The sequence below is a fragment of the Pseudomonas sp. H1_D04 genome, from assembly GCF_054683855.1.
This window is the reverse complement of record NZ_CP162826.1, coordinates 72,358-88,974: the sequence shown is the minus strand read 5'-3', so window position 1 is coordinate 88,974 and position 16,617 is coordinate 72,358. Positions and strand designations below refer to the sequence as shown.

The following is a 16,617-nucleotide window of genomic DNA, read 5'->3' as shown; positions in this document are numbered from 1 at the left end:
AAATCACCTGGCTCAATAGTCGACATCAACAAGAGACGTCAGTCGACTACCTGATCGAGCATGCTCACCACTTCCTGCTCATTGAGCAGACCTTTGCGCACGAGGTTTTCCGCCAGCAACGCCAGGAATTTTGCAGTGCGGTGGCCTTCCAGGTGCTTGAGTTCCGTGAGGGCGCTGTAAACCTTGCTGGACGTACAGAGGCCAGCGGTGCGGTGCGGGTTTTGTGTGGGCATGGTCTGTCGTCCTTGTTGTTATTGGGTGGACTGCATCGATAGTGGGAGTGTGTCGTGACACAAACATGACAGCGTGAGCCCCGGTCGGGCAAGTAGACTTTCGAACTGAATAGTGCGCGATTGTCGCTTGGCCATTGTCCTCAGAGCGACCTTGGCACGATAAATCCGGTCGTTGTGTACAAAAAAGGCCTCGCTTGTTGGGCGAGGCCTGTTTCGAACATGAAGATAAGGGCTTACCAGCCGTGACGGTAGTAGCCGTGGGGAGGGCCGTAATAACCACGCGGTGGGCCGTAATAGACGGGGGCCGGGCGGTAATACACCTCTTGCTGCACGTACACAGGTGGAGGCGGTGCGTAGTAGACCGGTGGCGGCGCGGCATACACCGGCTGCGGTTGCACGTACACCGGCTGCTGCACATAGACCTCACGGGGTTGGCTGGCAACCACGGAGCCCACCACGGCGGCGCCGACCAGTGCACCCAAGACGGCCGGGCCACCCCATCCACCACCGTGGGCGGAGGCTTGGCCGGCCATAGCGAGTGCACCTACCAGCAAGGCGATCTTGGGGAGTTTACGAATCATGGTCATTCCTCGGTTGGCCCCTGCGCTTGTGGTCTGCAGTCAATAGACTCAAGTAATGTCGCGGGGATACTTTTAAGACAACGTATTTCTGAAAAACAGCACGGCCGCTAGGTAAAGGTTGTGTAAGGTCTGTACCGATTTGCTTACTCAAAGGAGTTATCCATGCAGATGCACCCCAACAAGGACACCCAGCTGTGCATGTCATTGTCGGCCCGCCCCGGGAATTTTGGCCTGCGTTTTCATAACCACCTGTACGAACAGTTGGGTCTGAATTTCTACTATAAGGCGTTCAGCAGCCAAGATTTATCGGGAGCGATAGGCGGTATCCGGGCGTTGGGCATTCGTGGTTGCGGGGTGTCGATGCCGTTCAAGGAGGCCGCTATTGCCTTGGTGGACGAACTCGACGATTCGGTTCAAGCCATCGCCTCCCTCAACACCATCGTCAATACCGGCGGGCATCTGAAGGCTTACAACACGGATTACATCGCCATCGAGCAATTGCTGAAAAAGCACGATGTGCCCAAAGACTCCACGTTCGCCCTGCGCGGCAGCGGCGGTATGGCCAAGGCCGTGGCCAGCGCCTTGCGTGACGGCGGTTATGCCAATGGCGTAATCGTGGCGCGCAATGAAGCAGCGGGCAAGGCGCTGGCGCAGAGCCTGGGGTATGAGTGGCTGGCTGAACTGGGCGACCTGTGCCCGCAGATGCTGGTCAACGTGACACCGATTGGCATGACCGGCGGCGCCGAGGCAGATGCGTTGGCGTTTGAAGCGGATGCGGTTGATAACGCCGAGACTGTGTTCGACGTGGTGGCGATTCCCGCCGAAACGCCGTTGATCGTGCGTGGACGGGCTCAAGGTAAGCGCGTCATTACTGGGCTGGAAGTGATTGCAATCCAGGCGCTGGAGCAGTTTGTGCTCTACACGGGCGTGCGGCCGACCCCGGAACAGTTCGAAAAAGCTGTGGCTTTTGCCCGGAGCTGAAGATCGCTGGTAATCAACTGTGGGAGGGGGAGCAGTTACTTAGCTGTAACTTTACGCATTCACGATCAACACATTGCCGGACTGGAATCCACTCAACTGTGGGAGGGGGCTTGCTCCCGATAGCGCTGAGTCAGTACAAGCTGTTCCGACTGAACTACCGCCATCGGGAGCAAGCCCCCTCCCACATATTAATCTCCAGGGGGGCAGTTACTTAGCTTTATCTCTACGCATTCACGGTCAACATATTGCCGGACTGGAATCCACTCAACTGTGGGAGGGGGCTTGCTCCCGATAGCGCTCAGTCAGTACAAGCTGTTCCAACTGAGCCACCGCCATCGGGAGCAAGCCCCCTCCCACATGTTGATCTTCAGGGAGGCAGTTACTTAGCTTTATCTTTACGCATTCACGATCAACACATTGCCGGACTGGAATCCACTCAACTGTGGGAGGGGGCTTGCTCCCGATAGCGCTGAGTTAGTACAAGCTGTTCCGACTGAGCCACCGCCATCGGGAGCAAGCCCCCTTTCACATGTTGATCTCCAGGGGGTCAGTTACTTAGCTTTAACTTTACGCATTCACGATCAACACATTGCCGGACTGGAATCCACTCAACTGTGGGAGGGGGCTTGCTCCCGATAGTGCTGAGTCAGTACAAGCTGTTCCGACTGAAGCACCGCCATCGGGAGCAAGCCCCCTTTCACATGTTGATCTTCAGGGGTGCAGTTACTTAGCTTTAACTTTACGCATTCACGATCAACACATTGCCGGACTGGAATCCACTCAACTGTGGGAGGGGGCTTGCTCCCGATAGTGCTGAGTCAGTACAAGCTGTTCCGACTGAAGCTCCGCCATCGGGAGCAAGCCCCCTTTCACATGTTGATCTTCAGGGGTGCAGTTACTTAGCTTTAACTTTACGCATTCACGATCAACACATTGCCGGACTGGAATCCACTCAACTGTGGGAGGGGGCTTGCTCCCGATAGCAGTGTGTCAGTCAAATCTGATCCAACTGAACCGCCCCCTCCCACAGTTTTTACCGAGTTATGCCTGTTCCAGCTGTGCGAGGCGCTCTTCCAGCGCTGCGATCCGCGCTTCCAGCTCTTCAATACGCTCCACAGACACTCCAGCCCCGCGCTCCACAGGATTCCCTCGCGCCGCGATGATTACCTCGATATCCGCCGGATCCCCAAGCGCATGGGTATACCGATCTTCCCGCTGCCCCGACTGACGCGGCACCAGCAGCGCCAACCCGCGTGCAATCAGGCGTTCCAGTTGGTGCACCACCTGCTCGGCATCTTCGAAATCATGCATGCGTCCGCTGCGGGTCAGTAGTTCATTGACGGTCTGCGGGCCACGTAAAAACAGCAGCCCGATCAGGATCACCTGCGCCGGTACCAACTCCAGTGCCTTGTCCACGCGGTGTTCCCAACGGTCTGCGCGGCTGCCCATCACCAGGCGGGTAAAGCCTTGGCCTTCCAGTACGCGCAGGCTTTGCCCGACCTGGCCCTGGCTGAGGTTTGTCACTGGTTCACGGCTGGTCTTCTGATTGCAGGCCAGCACCAGGGCGTTGAGGGTCAGGGGGTAGGTCTCCGGGTTGGTTGCCTGTTTTTCGATCAGGCAGCCCAGAATGCGGATTTCCGTGCTGTTCAGGCGCGGCTCAGGGGTGTCGGTGTCGTGCTCGGCGGTCATCGCGCGTTCCCTATGCAGTGAAGGCCACTAGCGTAATCCTGAAAAAATAAAAGACAAGCGCCGGGCATGGCTATAATCGCCGCTGGTTCCAACCCTGCCATTACCGATGAGACTGTCATGACTATTTCCCTGTACGCCGCCTCCATCCCAGTCTTCAAGCAAATGCTTAACGCCCTCAGCGATGTGCTGAACAAGGCCGAAGCCCACGCTACTGCCAAGAACATCGAACCCAACGCTCTGTTGCAAGCGCGTCTGTTCCCGGACATGTTCGCACTGGTGCGCCAGGTGCAGATCGCCGTCGACTTCGCCAAAGGCGTTTCTGCGCGCCTGGCCGAGATCGAAGTGCCTAAATACGAAGACAGCGAAGTGACCTTCGCCGACCTGCAAGCGCTGATCGCCAAGGTCCTGGCGTTTGTCGACACCATCAAGCCTGAGCAAGTCGACGGCAAAGAAGGTATCGAGATCATCACCCGCCCAGGCACCCCGAAAGAGAAGCGCTTCAGCGGCCAGTCCTACCTGCTGACCTACGGCCTGCCGCAGTTCTTCTTCCACGTCACCACCGCTTACGCCTTGCTGCGCCATAACGGCGTTGAAGTGGGCAAGCGTGACTACATGGGCGCGTTCTAAGCTTCCATAAAAAAACCGGGGCAGTTCCCTCTGGAATCGCCCCGGTTTTTTTGTGCGCGAACGTTAAGCCGGTTGCTCTTCCTTGCCCAGGCACGCAGCGGCGGTGAACAGCACATCGGTGGAGGAGTTGAGCGCAGTTTCCGCCGAATCCTGCAGCACACCGATGATGAAGCCGACGGCCACCACCTGCATGGCGATTTCACTCGGAATACCGAACAGGCTGCACGCCAGCGGGATCAGCAACAGCGAACCCCCGGCCACGCCTGATGCGCCACACGCACACACGGCCGCGACCACGCTAAGCAGCACGGCGGTCGGCAGGTCGACATTGATGCCCAGGGTATGTACGGCGGCCAGGGTCAGCACGGTGATGGTGATCGCGGCGCCGGCCATGTTGATGGTGGCACCCAGCGGGATCGACACTGAATAGGTGTCTTCATGCAAGCCCAGACGTTTGCTCAACGCCAGGTTTACCGGAATGTTCGCTGCGGAGCTGCGGGTAAAGAACGCGGTGATACCGCTCTCGCGCAGGCACATCAACACCAGCGGATAGGGGTTGCGGCGCAGCTTCCAGAACACGATAGCCGGGTTGACCACCAAGGCCACGAACAGCATGCAGCCGATCAACACCAGCAGCAGGTGCGCGTAGCCGAGCAGGGCGCCGAAACCGGAAGTGGCAAGGGTCGAGGCGACCAGGCCGAAAATACCCAGGGGGGCGAAGCGGATAACTACGCGCACGATCAGGGTCACGCCGTTGGAGAGGTCGTCGAGCACGGTGCGGGTGGTTTCGCCCGCATGGCGAATGGCTATGCCCATGCCGATCGCCCAGGCCAGGATGCCGATGAAGTTGGCGTTCATCAGCGCGCTGATCGGGTTGTCCACGACGCTGAGCAGCAGGCTTTGCAGCACCTCGTCGATACCGCCGGGAGCGCTGACGGCGGCGTCATGGGTGACGAGCACCAACGGCGAGGGAAACCACATGCTTGCAATCACCGCCACCACGGCGGCGGCGAATGTGCCCAGCAAATACAGGAACAGAATCGGTTTGATATGGGTTTCCTGGCCGTGTTTATGGTTGGCTATCGAGGCCATCACCAGCACAAACACCAATATCGGCGCGACTGCCTTGAGCGCGGCGACAAACACTTTGCCGATAAATCCGGTGGCTCTGGCGGCTTCAGGCAACAGCAATGCCAGCAGAATGCCGGCGATCAAACCGATGACGATTTGCGTGACCAGGCTGACGCGTGTCAGCCGTTGGAGGAGGGAAGGGGCAGGAGTCATAAACAGTTGTCTCTAGTTTTTTTAGTAGGGCGCAGCATTGCAGGCGAAAGCGCTGTAGGAAGCAGGCGGCGAGTCTAGCATGCTGTAGGACATGTCCCGTTTAGTGCGGCATTCCGTCACCCACGGCGGCGAGCCTTGTTCAACTCCGGACATACTCTGTTAAGATTCTCCCCCTCTCAACTTTCCTATCCGTCAGCGGGCCCTCCGGGCTGTCGTTGATGTCGTTGTTTCTGGAGTTTTCATGCTGTTTCCCATCCTGCTGCTGTCGGCCGCCGGCTTTACCGTGCTGACCACAGAATTCATCATCGTCGGCCTGTTGCCGTCGATTGCCCGGGACCTGAATGTCAGCGTGTCCCAGGCAGGGCTGCTGGTGACGCTGTTCGCGTTTACCGTAGCGGCGTTCGGGCCGTTCCTAACGGCGTACTGCGCTCGTTTCCCGCGCAAGCGCCTGTTTATCACCATCCTGATCATGTTCGCGGCAGCCAACACCGTGGCCGCGCTGGCGCCGAATATCTGGGTAATGGCCGTGGCGCGTCTGATTCCGGCCCTGGGCTTGCCGGTGTTCTGGGCCTTGGCCAGCGAAACGGCGGTGGACATCGTCGGCCCGGAATACGCCGGGCGTGCCATTGAAAAGATCGGCTTCGGCATTGTCTGCGCCACGGTATTTGGCATCCCGGTGGGCACGCTGATTTCCGATATGTTCGGCTGGCGTACCGCGTTCGCCATCCTGGCTGTGGTGGCGTTGGCCAAGGCTTTGCTGCTGTTTATCTACTTGCCAGTGACGAAACCGAAAAACGACGAAGTGACACTGCGCTCGCAGTTCAAGATCCTGCGCAACCCCTTGATGCAGGGGCATATCCTGCTGTCGATCCTGGTGTTCAGCGGCATGTTCACGGCTTATACCTACCTGGCGGACATCCTTGAACGCCTGGCCGGTTTCGACGGGACACTGGTGGGCTGGTGCCTGATGGGCTTTGGTGCTGTCGGGCTGATTGGCAACTCTTTGGGCGGCCGCGCTGTGGATCGCCACCCGTTGATCGCGTCCATGGTGTTCTGCGGTTTCATGATCGCCGGCATGGTTGCATTGGTGCCGGCGATTCACTCCACCGTCGGCCTGGCGGCAGCGATGGCGGTGTGGGGTGTGACCCAAGCGGCGATGTTCCTGGTCAGCCATGTACGACTGATGAAGGCCGCGCCCCATGCGCCGGCGTTCGCCGCGTCGCTCAACATTGCCGGGGCCAACCTGGGGATTGGCTTGGGGGCGTTGGTCGGCGGGCACGTCATCGACACCTTTGGCCTGGGCAGTCTGGGCTTTGCGGCGTCCGGGTTTATCCTGGTGTCGATCCTGCTGGCGCTGTGGCTGATGACCGCCAAACAGCCGGTCGCGTCCGGGGCCTGAGTCTTCAGGGCAGGGCGGTGAACAGCTCGCGCCTTGCCCCTTCGGTAATCGCCACGATGCCGGGGTGCTTGACCTTGCGTTCCACCGAGATCGCGTAGAACGACTCGGTGACCGCATCGGTCTGACCGATCAGCGCCACGCCGTACTGGCGCACCACCTCCTCGGCGATCACGCTGGGAGCGATAAAAATCCCGCTGCCGGATTGGCCAAACGCCTGCATCAGGGCGCTGTCATCGAACTCGCCGATGATCTTCGGCTGGATCTGCTGCTCGGCGAACCAGCGTTGCAAGCGGCTGCGCACTACCGTCTCCGCGCCTGGAATCAATAGCGGCGCGCCGTGCAAGCACTGTGGGAAATCGCCGCCATGTTGGTCGGCCAATGCCTGAGTGGCAAAAAAGCTGATGCCACATTCCCCCAATTTCTGGCTGTAGCCCTTTATGTCGAGGTGCGACGGCATCGGGCTGTCGGAGATCACCAGGTCCAGGCGCTGGATCGCCAGGTCGGCCAACAGGCGTTCGAGTTTGTCTTCGCGGCAGGTGATGCGCAGCGGCTCGCTCAGCTCCATGGTCGGCGCGATCAGACGGTAGACGATGGACTTGGGCACCACATCCGCCACACCGACTCGGAACACAATCTGCTGTTGATCGGGTTGCGCGCGCAGCATTGCTTCCAATTCATTGCCGGTCTGGAACATGTGCTCGGCATAGGGCAGAGCCTGGCGCCCGGCTTCGGTCAGCTCCAACTGGCGGCCGACTCGTTGAAACAGCGCGAGACCGAAGGTTTGCTCCAGCAGGCTGATCTGCCCGCTGATGGTCTGGGGCGTGAGGTTCAGTTGCTCACAGGCGCGCACAATGCTGCCTGTTTTGGCCACGACCCAGAAGTAGTGCAATTGTCGGTAATTGAGCATGGCAGCCATCACTTCGTAAAAAACGAAGTATATGCTAGAAAAATACGAATTTTACTGAAGTGTTCGCGTGCATAGAATGCCTCGCTATCGCGGGGCCACTATTTGGACCCAATGGTTCTAACGAGGAATACATGATGAAGCTCAATTCCCTGGGCGCGGCATCGTTGCTTGCGCTTACCTTGGTAATGATCAGTGGTTGCGATCAGGTCGAGAAAAGTGCGCAGCAGGTCTTGGGCAAGGCTACCGAGTCGGCCAAGCAAGCCATCGATGACACCCACAAGGCTGCCGAGCAGGCATTGAGTGAAGCGACACAAGGCCTTATCAGTCCGCAAAAAAAGGACGATCAGGAAGAAAACGAGTCTGACTCGAACAGTAAAGAAGCTTAATTTCCCGGCACAACCTCAGGACTGACCTATGGATTACCTTTTACAACTGGCCGCCAGCCCCACCGCCTGGGTTGCACTGGCCACCCTGATCGTCATGGAAATCGTGCTGGGCATCGATAACCTGATCTTTATTTCGATCCTCACCAACAAATTACCCGAGCAGCACCGGGCCAAGGCACGGCGCATCGGTATCAGCATGGCGCTGATATTGCGCCTGGGCCTGTTGAGCACTATCGCGTTTATCGTGCAGTTGACGGCACCGGTGTTCGAAGTACTCGGCCAGGCGTTTTCGTGGAAGGACATGATCCTGATCGCCGGTGGTCTGTTCCTGGTGTGGAAGGCCACCACCGAGATCCATCACAGCATGGACCCGGAACCTGAAGAGAAAGCGTCGGTTGGCAACACCGTGGCCATTGGCTTCGCCGCGGCGATCGGGCAGATCCTGCTGCTCGACCTGGTGTTCTCCATCGACAGCATCATTACCGCCGTGGGCATGACCGAGCACTTGCCGATCATGATCATTGCCGTGGTGACCTCGGTGATCGTGATGCTGGTGGCGGCTGAGCCGTTGGCCAAATTCATCAACGACAACCCGACCGTGGTGATGCTGGCCCTGGGCTTCCTGATCATGATCGGCATGACGCTGATCGCCGAAGGCTTCGGCGCCCATGTGCCTAAAGGCTACGTGTACGCAGCCATGGCCTTCTCGGCGGCCATCGAATGCTTGAACATCGCACGACGCAACCGTCACAAGCGTTTGCTCGCTGCCCGCCAGTAATCGCTGAAACCTGAAAGCCGGCTGTGCTCGCAAGCGCCCAGCCGGCTTTTTGCTGTCTGGTAGACTCCCCCCACTTGTTACTTTGAGGTCCACCATGAACCAGCCGATTCGCCTTACCCAGTACAGTCACGGCGCGGGTTGCGGTTGCAAGATCTCGCCCCAGGTATTGGAAGTTATCCTTGCCGGCAGCGGCGCACAGAACCTCGACCCCAACCTGTGGGTCGGCAATGCCTCGCGGGACGATGCGGCGGTGTATGCCATCGACGACGAGCGCGGTGTGGTCTCCACCACGGACTTTTTCATGCCGATTGTCGATGATCCCTTCGACTTCGGCCGCATAGCCGCCACCAATGCTATTAGCGACATCTACGCCATGGGCGGCGACCCGTTGATGGCCATCGCCATTCTCGGCTGGCCGGTTAACGTGCTGGCGCCGGAGATTGCCCGGGAAGTGATTCGCGGTGGCCGTTCGGTGTGCGACGCCGCCGGTATCCCCCTGGCAGGCGGCCACTCCATCGACGCGCCGGAGCCGATCTTCGGCCTGGCCGTGACCGGCATCGTGCAAAAGCGCCATATGAAGCGCAACGACACCGCCACTGCTGGCTGCCAGCTGTACCTGACCAAGCCCTTAGGCATCGGCATCCTCACCACTGCCGAAAAGAAGGGCAAGCTGCGCGAGGCTGACATCGGCCTGGCCCGCGACTGGATGTGCACCCTCAACAAGCCCGGTAGCCGTTTCGGCAAGCTGGCCGGCGTGACAGCCATGACCGACGTCACCGGTTTTGGCCTGTTGGGCCATCTGGTGGAAATGGCTGACGGCAGTGGCCTGACTGCACGCATCGAATATGAAAAAGTCCCACGCCTGCCCGGGGTCGAGTACTACCTGGACCAGGGTTGCGTACCCGGCGGCACCTTGCGCAACTTTGACAGCTACGCCAGTAAAATCGGGCGCGTGCAGGAGTTGCACAAACGCGTGCTATGCGACCCGCAGACCAGTGGCGGGCTGTTGATCGCCGTCACCCTCGAAGGTGATGCCGAGTTCCACGCGGTGGCGAAGGAACTGGGCCTGAGCCTGGAGCCGATCGGCGCACTGGTTGAGCGACAGACCAACGCGGTAGAGGTGTTTTGATGGCAACTGACATCACCGATTACCGCGACATTTTCCTCAACGACCGGCCGATGATGGATACCCGCGCGCCGGTGGAGTTCATCAAGGGCGCGTTCCCCGGCGTGGTCAACCTGCCGCTGATGAACGATGACGAGCGCCAGCGCGTCGGCACTTGCTATAAGCAGCAAGGCCAGCAGGCGGCAATCGTCCTTGGGCACCAGTTGGTCAGCGGCAAGGTGCTTGAAGAGCGCCTGGCACGTTGGACCGAGTTTGCCCAGGCCAACCCGGACGGTTACCTGTATTGCTTTCGTGGCGGCCTGCGTTCGCAATTGGTGAAACAGGTGCTCAAGGACGAGTCGGGTATCGACTATCCGCGGATCGGCGGTGGCTACAAGGCCATGCGCACGTTTCTGTTGGAGACCGTGGAGCAAGCGGTCGAACAGTGTGATTTCGTGCTGTTGGGCGGCCTGACCGGCAGCGGAAAGACCGAGGTCATCAATCAGTTGAACAATGGCCTGGACCTGGAAGGCCACGCCAATCACCGTGGTTCCAGCTTCGGCAAGCGCGCCACCGGCCAGCCGTCCAACATCGACTTCGAAAACCGCCTGGCAGTGGACGTTCTGAAAAAACGCGCACGTGGCATCGAACAGTTTGTGCTTGAGGACGAAAGCCGCATGATCGGCAGCTGCGCCTTGCCGCTGAACCTGCACCGGGGCATGCAGGTGTATCCAATGGTGTGGCTGGAAGAAAGCCTGGAAAACCGTGTAGAGCGGGTATTACGCGAGTACGTGACCGATCTGTGTGCGCAGTTCGCCGTAGCGTTTGGCGAAGCGGGTTTCGAGCGGTTTGCCGAGCGGCTGACCCAGAGCCTGGCCAATATCCACAAGCGTCTGGGGGGCGAGCGCTATCAGCGTTTGCACGCGCTGATGCAAGCGGCCCTGGCTGAACAGGCCCGCAGCGGTAGTGTGGACTTGCATCGGGGTTGGATCGTGGGGTTGCGTGAGTACTACGACCCTATGTACGCGTTTCAACGTGAGAAGAAAGGTGCACGGATCGAGTTTGCCGGGGAGCAGGCAGCGGTGGTGGAATACTTGCGCGAGCGTGGGGCTCGCTCGCGCAACCGCCATCAGCCTAACCACATAACTAAAGAATGACCGCCCCGATCAGCCCACACACCACTCCCACCAGCATGGTCAACCCGGCCACCGTCACCAGCACCCGCGCATCGAAATCCTTACGCAGCATCAACAGCGACGGGAGGCTTACGCTCGGCAGGGTCATCAGCAAGGCCACGGCCGGGCCGGTGCCCATGCCCAGGGCCATCATGGTTTGTACGATGGGGATTTCAGCCGCTGTAGGAATCACAAACAACGTGCCGACAATCGCCAGCGGCACCAGCCATACCAGGCTGTTGGCCATGGCGCCGTCCACATGGGGGAACAGCCATACCCGCGCAGCACCCAGGATCAGCACCGCCAGGATGTAGATGGGGATTGTGTTCCAGAACAGCTGCCACAGGGTGCGCAACCAGCGGCTCAGGAAAGGTTGCGCCTCGATGGTGCTGACGTCGGCGACAGCGTCCAACGCCGCTTCAGGCATCTGGTCCGGGCGAGCAATGCGCTGCGCCACCAACGACACGCCCACCACCAGCACAATTCCCGCCACCAACCGCAACGCGGTAAATCCCCAGCCGAGCACAAAGCCCATGAACACCAGGGTGGCAGGATTGAGCACCGGGTTAGCAATCCAGAAAGCGAGCGCCGCGCCCACCGACACCTGCTGGCGCCGCATGCCCGCCGCCACCGGCGCCGCGCAGCAACTGCACATCATCCCCGGCAAGGCGAATAACCCGCCGCGCACGGTCGAACCGAGGCCGGCGCGGCCGAACAGGCGCAGCAGCCAGTCACGGGGGATCAGCACTTGCAGCAGCGAGCCCAGGATCACCGCCAGCACCGCGGCTTTCCAGATCGCCAGGAAATACACCTGGGCATAGGCCAGCGCTGCCGCCAGGGGCGAGCTTTGTTGATCGTTGAGAATCGAGGCGCCGATGCTGTGATTGTCGGCCGCTACAAATGCCTTGAAGTAGTAGGGCGACCACTTCACGTAATAGAGGCCTATGCAGGCCACCAAGAGGAACAGCGCTGGTTTCCACCAGAACGACCAGCCCCGTACGGGCTGGGTGGAGGAGAGTTTAGACATGCTGATGATCCGCCGGTGAGTCAATAGCGACGCATCATACGCTGTCAGCTATCGGCACTCACCTGTGTCGGTTCCGGGCAGGTTTCATCGCCGTCGTTCAAGCCCTGCTTGTAGTTGCGGCTCAGCAGCGAGGCCTTGCCGTTGTGCCAGGTCAGCGTCAGTACATACAGCGTGTCGTAGTCACTGCCCGACCAATCGTCGGTAATTGTGTGTTTTTCGCCGGACGCTTCACTCGCCACCTTATTGATCAACTCCGGCAGGTAACCGTGGGACCAGGCGGTGTAGATGGTGGCGTTGTGGTATTTGTCTTCGACCAGCTCATCGGCGAGGTCGCTGGTGTCATTCGCCGAGAATTTGATATTCACCGGCAGGCCCAACTTGATGGCGCTGGGGCTGATGGTCATCAGTGGGCGGATGTAGCTGTAGGAATTGTCCAGCTCACCTTCCTCGACATTGCGCGTCGGGTTGGCAGCAAACACAAAGTTGGCCTTGCCGAATTTTTCCGGCAGCAGGGTGGCCAGGTTCATCGCGCGGTTCAGGCCCTGGCAATTGAGCTGGCCGAGTCCGCCGGCGGGTTTTTCGCCGTGGCGCAGGAACACCAGGGTTTGCACACCGTCCACCGGTTGGGCGCGGCTTTCACGGGCATCGAGGGCTGCAACCATGGCGCCGCTGACCAGCAGCAGCGGCAACATGACATACGAATAGTGTTTGAGTCGTTGCACAAGGCGCAGAGGCTTGATCTTCATTATAGGTTCGAGTCTTCGTGCGTCACGTTAAGGCGGACAAGCCTGGCCCCAATGACGCCGGTGGCGTCCTGCGGTATTCCGTGTCGTTATAGCGAGGCGCCTCCATTCACCGTTTAAGCGCACTTATGAGTGCCGGCAGGCGTATTGGTTCGCCTGCGCGGGATAATAGCCCGCTAATGTTGCGCATTGATGACCCATGCAGGACACCGGGGAGATGTCTATCATGGGGACTTTCTGCCTAGCCAGGGATTTCCTGATGAACCCACTTGCCGCATTCCCAATCAATAGCAAATGGCCTGCCCAGCACCCCGAGCGCTTGCAACTGTACTCGTTGCCCACGCCCAACGGGGTAAAAGTCTCGATCATGCTCGAAGAACTGGGCCTGCCTTACGAGGCGCACAAGGTCAGTTTCGAGACCCAGGACCAGTTGTCCCCCGAGTTCCTGTCCCTGAACCCCAATAACAAAATCCCCGCGATCATCGACCCCGACGGCCCGGCTGGCCAGCCGTTGGCGCTGTTTGAATCCGGCGCGATATTGATTTACCTGGCAGAAAAAACCAGCCAGTTGCTCTCCGAAGATCCTGCGACACGCTATGAAACGATTCAATGGCTGATGTTCCAGATGGGCGGCATCGGCCCGATGTTCGGCCAGTTGGGTTTTTTCAACAAATTCGCCGGCAAGGCCTACGAAGACAAGCGACCCCGCGACCGCTACGCCGCCGAATCCCGCCGCCTGCTCGAAGTCCTGGAAAAACGCCTGCTCGGTCGCACCTGGATCATGGGCGATGACTACAGCATCGCCGACATTGCTACCTTCCCATGGATTCGCAATCTGATCGGCTTTTATGAATAGGGCGATATCGTAGGCATCGCCGACTTCCCTAACGTACTGCGCGCGCTGGATGGTTTTGTTGCCCGCCCGGCAGTGATCCGTGGCCTTAATATTCCGAGCTGAAGCATGCCGACTTTCGATTTCAAACAACTGGATGTGTTCAGCCGCGTGTCGCTCAAGGGCAACCCGCTGGCGGTGGTTTTGGGGGCCGACAGCCTCAGCGATCAACAGATGGCGGACTTCGCTAAATGGACCAACCTCAGTGAAACCACGTTTTTACTCACACCGCGCGATCCTCGTGCTGACTACCGAGTGAGAATTTTCACCACTGTGCATGAGCTGCCGTTTGCCGGGCATCCGACGTTGGGCAGTTGCCACGCGTGGTTGACGGCGGGCGGGGTGCCCAAAGGCGAAGAGATCATCCAGGAGTGTGAAATCGGCCTGGTGCGAATCCGTCGTCAAGGTGATGAACTGGCGTTTATCGCGCCGCCGTTGTTGCGTTCGGGGCCGCTGGAGGAAGACCTGCTGGAGCGTATTCGCCTAGGGTTGGGCCTGGAGCCGGGCTGCATCCTACGCAGCCAGTGGGTCGACAATGGGGCGGGGTGGCTCGCCGTGATGTTGGCGGATCGTGATCAAGTCCTGGCTTTGCAGCCGGATTATTCAAAGCTGAAAGGGCTGGCCGTAGGCGTGATTGCCCCCTGTAACCCTGAACAAGACGACGTGGATACCCAATTTGAAGTGCGTGGCTTTGTCGCAGGCGACGGCGCGCCGGAGGATCCGGCCACGGGCAGCCTGAATGCAGGCGTTGCCCAATGGTTGCTGGGTGAAGGCCTGGCGCCGGAGCGCTACGTGGTCAGTCAAGGCACAGCCATGGGGCGCGCGGGGCGTATAAGCGTCGAACGCCAGGGCGATGAAATCTGGATCGGCGGCGCTGTTGCGGTGTGCATCGAAGGGCGTCTACAGCTCTAGATCAATACATTATTACGAGCGTCGCAATACACTGTTGGCCCCTTGGTATTTGTGCTGCCGGGGCCTGGGGGCATAAGCTTTCGCCCCAAAGTTTTAGCCTTTATGTCAGGAAAACCATGACCAGCCAGTTCCCCCAAGCCCGCCCACGCCGCCTGCGCCGCTCTCCGGAGCTGCGTGGTTTGTTCCAGGAAACCGAGTTCACCCTCAACGACCTGGTGCTGCCGATTTTCGTTGAAGAAGAAATCGACGACTTCGTACCGATCACCAGCATGCCGGGTGTGCAGCGCATCCCTGAGAAAAAGCTCGCTGCCGAGATCGAGCGCTATGCCCGTGCCGGTATCAAGTCGGTGATGACCTTTGGCGTGTCTCACCACCTGGACGCCAACGGCAGCGATACCTGGAAAGAACGTGGTCTGGTCTCGCGCATGTCCTCGATCATCAAGGACGCCGTGCCGGAAATGATCGTAATGTCCGACACCTGCTTCTGCGAATACACCGACCACGGCCACTGCGGCGTGATGCACGGCGCCCATGTCGATAATGACGCGACCCTGGTCAATCTCGGCAAACAAGCCGTAGCCGCCGCCCGCGCCGGCGCCGACGTGATCGCCCCGTCGGCCGCCATGGACGGCCAGGTCCAGGCCATCCGCCGCGCGCTGGATGACGCCGGTTTCATCCATATCCCGATCATGGCCTACTCCACCAAATTCGCCTCGGCCCTCTACGGCCCATTCCGCGAAGCCGGCGGCAGCGCCCTCAAAGGCGACCGAAAGAGCTACCAGATGAACCCCATGAACCGCCGCGAAGCCGTGCGCGAATCGCTGCTCGACGAACAGGAAGGCGCTGACGCTCTGATGGTCAAACCGGCCGGTGCCTACCTCGACATCATCCGCGACATCCGCGAAGCCTCACGTCTGCCGGTGGCGGCTTACCAGGTGAGCGGTGAGTACGCGATGATCAAGTTTGGTGCCCAGGCGGGTGCGATCGATGAGGATCGGGTGGTGCGTGAGACGTTGGGTTCGATCAAGCGCGCGGGTGCGGATTTGATCTTTACTTACTTTGCGATGGACTTGGCGTTGGCTGGGATCTGAGGGCGGCGTTTAACACTGTGCGAAGCAACCTCTTGATGTGGCGAGCGAACTTGCTCGCGTTGGGCTGCGTAGCAGCCCCCCATACCGACACTACCGATCTACCTGAAGAACTGCAGTGTCATAACCAGGGCCGCTTCGCGGCCCGTATTAGCAGATCTTTCTAATTAATCAGGTTGTTTAAGGCTTTCACTACTTCATAAGTTGATATTTAGGTCGAATTATTTTTCGAGTAAGTAATTATCAAACTTTCGGATCACATGCTCCAGCCATAGTGGCCCGGTTGCCCATTGATAGGGGTAGTAATAGAAACAATATTGTTCGTGCAATAGATTTTCCTGGAATTCTGATTCATTCGTATAAGAAGCGATAAGGTCTAAGATTTCATTTCGCACCGTCAATATTACATCTTTAGAAGATTCGAGCAGAAACGTGTCGATTACCTCGTCTGCCGAAGCATGATCTTCCGGCCAGTCTTGATTGAAATAGCCACCGAAAAATTGCTGAAGCTCAGTTAATTGGTTGTTCATTTTTCTATTGGATATCCAGTTAGGAGGAGGTAACCATCCGGCATTTTAGATTTGCGCTTCAAAACTAATATGAATTTATAGACGGATACTGACTCTGTTGTGCCTTTTATTAAACTGAGTCCTACCGTCTGGGTCGAGTGTTCTCTAATAATGTGTTTGTCTTTATTTCCTTTCAAAAATTTTGATATTTCCTCGTGGCGAGAAATCAAGGTTTTAGAAACAAGGCTTTCTGCTTCCTCTAAGGTTCTGAATGTCGATGCTGCTGGTATATTTGGCTCTA

18 protein-coding genes and 1 pseudogene are annotated in these 16,617 nt (G+C 58.7%); 10 read left to right on the top strand and 9 right to left on the bottom strand.

Annotation, left to right across the window (positions count from 1 at the left end):
* Positions 1–38 precede the first annotated feature (38 nt).
* Complete coding sequence (locus AB4N82_RS00430) at positions 39–233, bottom strand: hypothetical protein (protein ID WP_032886687.1); 195 nt, start codon at positions 231–233, stop codon at positions 39–41.
* A 233-nt stretch (positions 234–466) separates the two neighbouring features.
* On the bottom strand, positions 467–820 hold the full coding sequence (locus AB4N82_RS00425) for a hypothetical protein (RefSeq protein ID WP_032886686.1): 354 nt from the start codon (positions 818–820) through the stop codon (positions 467–469).
* Between the two features lie 156 nt (positions 821–976).
* On the opposite strand from AB4N82_RS00425, the gene AB4N82_RS00420 reads away from it, so the two are divergent.
* The gene (locus tag AB4N82_RS00420; RefSeq protein WP_095186455.1) at positions 977–1,795 is read left to right on the top strand and encodes a shikimate 5-dehydrogenase; all 819 of its coding nucleotides are present in this window, start codon (positions 977–979) and stop codon (positions 1,793–1,795) included.
* A 1,041-nt stretch (positions 1,796–2,836) separates the two neighbouring features.
* On the opposite strand, the gene AB4N82_RS00415 is transcribed toward AB4N82_RS00420, so the two are convergent.
* Positions 2,837–3,484, bottom strand: coding sequence for a YceH family protein (locus AB4N82_RS00415; protein ID WP_122765008.1), 648 nt, complete (start codon positions 3,482–3,484; stop codon positions 2,837–2,839).
* Between the two features lie 117 nt (positions 3,485–3,601).
* Here AB4N82_RS00415 and AB4N82_RS00410 point away from each other — a divergent pair, with 117 nt between their 5' ends.
* Positions 3,602–4,111, top strand: a complete 510-nt coding sequence (locus AB4N82_RS00410) for a DUF1993 domain-containing protein (RefSeq protein ID WP_032886679.1) — start codon at positions 3,602–3,604, stop codon at positions 4,109–4,111.
* A 63-nt stretch (positions 4,112–4,174) separates the two neighbouring features.
* On the opposite strand, the gene sstT is transcribed toward AB4N82_RS00410, so the two are convergent.
* Positions 4,175–5,395 carry a serine/threonine transporter SstT gene (sstT, locus tag AB4N82_RS00405; protein ID WP_032886678.1) on the bottom strand — a complete coding sequence of 407 codons (1,221 nt, stop codon included), beginning with the start codon at positions 5,393–5,395 and terminating at the stop codon, positions 4,175–4,177.
* A 241-nt stretch (positions 5,396–5,636) separates the two neighbouring features.
* Here sstT and AB4N82_RS00400 point away from each other — a divergent pair, with 241 nt between their 5' ends.
* Positions 5,637–6,794: an MFS transporter gene (locus AB4N82_RS00400; RefSeq protein ID WP_032886677.1), complete on the top strand. Its 1,158-nt coding sequence runs from the start codon at positions 5,637–5,639 to the stop codon at positions 6,792–6,794.
* A gap of 4 nt (positions 6,795–6,798) precedes the next feature.
* Here AB4N82_RS00400 and nhaR read toward each other — a convergent pair whose 3' ends face one another.
* On the bottom strand, positions 6,799–7,701 hold the full coding sequence (nhaR, locus tag AB4N82_RS00395; RefSeq protein WP_122765007.1) for a transcriptional activator NhaR: 903 nt from the start codon (positions 7,699–7,701) through the stop codon (positions 6,799–6,801).
* Between the two features lie 134 nt (positions 7,702–7,835).
* Between nhaR and AB4N82_RS00390 the strand changes: the two genes are divergently transcribed.
* From AB4N82_RS00390 to mnmH, 4 genes are all read left to right on the top strand, one after another.
* Positions 7,836–8,087 (top strand): hypothetical protein, encoded by a 252-nt coding sequence (locus tag AB4N82_RS00390; RefSeq protein ID WP_032886673.1) that lies wholly within the window; start codon positions 7,836–7,838, stop codon positions 8,085–8,087.
* Positions 8,088–8,115: 28 nt separating this feature from the next.
* On the top strand, positions 8,116–8,865 hold the full coding sequence (locus tag AB4N82_RS00385; RefSeq protein WP_032886672.1) for a TerC family protein: 750 nt from the start codon (positions 8,116–8,118) through the stop codon (positions 8,863–8,865).
* A gap of 94 nt (positions 8,866–8,959) precedes the next feature.
* On the top strand, positions 8,960–9,994 hold the full coding sequence (gene selD, locus AB4N82_RS00380) for a selenide, water dikinase SelD (RefSeq protein WP_095186453.1): 1,035 nt from the start codon (positions 8,960–8,962) through the stop codon (positions 9,992–9,994).
* A complete protein-coding gene (mnmH, locus tag AB4N82_RS00375) occupies positions 9,994–11,127 on the top strand; it encodes a tRNA 2-selenouridine(34) synthase MnmH (protein WP_122765006.1) in 1,134 nt (377 codons plus the stop codon). Before selD ends, mnmH begins: the two co-directional genes overlap by 1 nt.
* Here mnmH and AB4N82_RS00370 read toward each other — a convergent pair.
* On the bottom strand, positions 11,117–12,172 hold the full coding sequence (locus AB4N82_RS00370; protein WP_032886670.1) for a permease: 1,056 nt from the start codon (positions 12,170–12,172) through the stop codon (positions 11,117–11,119). The genes mnmH and AB4N82_RS00370 overlap by 11 nt on opposite strands.
* A gap of 44 nt (positions 12,173–12,216) precedes the next feature.
* Complete coding sequence (locus tag AB4N82_RS00365) at positions 12,217–12,918, bottom strand: hypothetical protein (RefSeq protein ID WP_032886668.1); 702 nt, start codon at positions 12,916–12,918, stop codon at positions 12,217–12,219.
* 256 nt (positions 12,919–13,174) lie between these two features.
* Here AB4N82_RS00365 and AB4N82_RS00360 point away from each other — a divergent pair.
* The 3 genes and pseudogenes from AB4N82_RS00360 to hemB all read left to right on the top strand — a co-directional run bounded on the left by AB4N82_RS00360 (position 13,175) and on the right by hemB (position 15,810).
* Positions 13,175–13,873 (top strand): annotated as a pseudogene (locus tag AB4N82_RS00360) (glutathione S-transferase N-terminal domain-containing protein).
* Positions 13,874–13,876: 3 nt separating this feature from the next.
* A complete protein-coding gene (locus tag AB4N82_RS00355; RefSeq protein ID WP_122765005.1) occupies positions 13,877–14,719 on the top strand; it encodes a PhzF family phenazine biosynthesis protein in 843 nt (280 codons plus the stop codon).
* 116 nt (positions 14,720–14,835) lie between these two features.
* On the top strand, positions 14,836–15,810 hold the full coding sequence (gene hemB, locus AB4N82_RS00350; protein WP_095186450.1) for a porphobilinogen synthase: 975 nt from the start codon (positions 14,836–14,838) through the stop codon (positions 15,808–15,810).
* A 218-nt stretch (positions 15,811–16,028) separates the two neighbouring features.
* On the opposite strand, the gene AB4N82_RS00345 is transcribed toward hemB, so the two are convergent.
* Positions 16,029–16,337 (bottom strand): contact-dependent growth inhibition system immunity protein, encoded by a 309-nt coding sequence (locus tag AB4N82_RS00345; protein ID WP_032886662.1) that lies wholly within the window; start codon positions 16,335–16,337, stop codon positions 16,029–16,031.
* A complete protein-coding gene (locus AB4N82_RS00340; protein ID WP_241150287.1) occupies positions 16,334–16,606 on the bottom strand; it encodes an RNase A-like domain-containing protein in 273 nt (90 codons plus the stop codon). Before AB4N82_RS00340 ends, AB4N82_RS00345 begins: the two co-directional genes overlap by 4 nt.
* Between the last annotated feature and the right edge of the window lie 11 nt (positions 16,607–16,617).

Excerpts from the sequence above, each read along its gene's own strand:
- AB4N82_RS00430 (WP_032886687.1), bottom strand. The coding sequence starts at position 233 with ATGCCCACACAAAACCCGCACCGCACCGCTGGCCTCTGTACGTCCAGC.
- AB4N82_RS00425 (WP_032886686.1), bottom strand. The coding sequence starts at position 820 with ATGACCATGATTCGTAAACTCCCCAAGATCGCCTTGCTGGTAGGTGCA.
- AB4N82_RS00420 (WP_095186455.1), top strand. The coding sequence starts at position 977 with ATGCAGATGCACCCCAACAAGGACACCCAGCTGTGCATGTCATTGTCG.
- AB4N82_RS00415 (WP_122765008.1), bottom strand. The coding sequence starts at position 3,484 with ATGACCGCCGAGCACGACACCGACACCCCTGAGCCGCGCCTGAACAGC.
- AB4N82_RS00410 (WP_032886679.1), top strand. The coding sequence starts at position 3,602 with ATGACTATTTCCCTGTACGCCGCCTCCATCCCAGTCTTCAAGCAAATG.
- sstT (WP_032886678.1), bottom strand. The coding sequence starts at position 5,395 with ATGACTCCTGCCCCTTCCCTCCTCCAACGGCTGACACGCGTCAGCCTG.
- AB4N82_RS00400 (WP_032886677.1), top strand. The coding sequence starts at position 5,637 with ATGCTGTTTCCCATCCTGCTGCTGTCGGCCGCCGGCTTTACCGTGCTG.
- nhaR (WP_122765007.1), bottom strand. The coding sequence starts at position 7,701 with ATGCTCAATTACCGACAATTGCACTACTTCTGGGTCGTGGCCAAAACA.
- AB4N82_RS00390 (WP_032886673.1), top strand. The coding sequence starts at position 7,836 with ATGAAGCTCAATTCCCTGGGCGCGGCATCGTTGCTTGCGCTTACCTTG.
- AB4N82_RS00385 (WP_032886672.1), top strand. The coding sequence starts at position 8,116 with ATGGATTACCTTTTACAACTGGCCGCCAGCCCCACCGCCTGGGTTGCA.
- selD (WP_095186453.1), top strand. The coding sequence starts at position 8,960 with ATGAACCAGCCGATTCGCCTTACCCAGTACAGTCACGGCGCGGGTTGC.
- mnmH (WP_122765006.1), top strand. The coding sequence starts at position 9,994 with ATGGCAACTGACATCACCGATTACCGCGACATTTTCCTCAACGACCGG.
- AB4N82_RS00370 (WP_032886670.1), bottom strand. The coding sequence starts at position 12,172 with ATGTCTAAACTCTCCTCCACCCAGCCCGTACGGGGCTGGTCGTTCTGG.
- AB4N82_RS00365 (WP_032886668.1), bottom strand. The coding sequence starts at position 12,918 with ATGAAGATCAAGCCTCTGCGCCTTGTGCAACGACTCAAACACTATTCG.
- AB4N82_RS00355 (WP_122765005.1), top strand. The coding sequence starts at position 13,877 with ATGCCGACTTTCGATTTCAAACAACTGGATGTGTTCAGCCGCGTGTCG.
- hemB (WP_095186450.1), top strand. The coding sequence starts at position 14,836 with ATGACCAGCCAGTTCCCCCAAGCCCGCCCACGCCGCCTGCGCCGCTCT.
- AB4N82_RS00345 (WP_032886662.1), bottom strand. The coding sequence starts at position 16,337 with ATGAACAACCAATTAACTGAGCTTCAGCAATTTTTCGGTGGCTATTTC.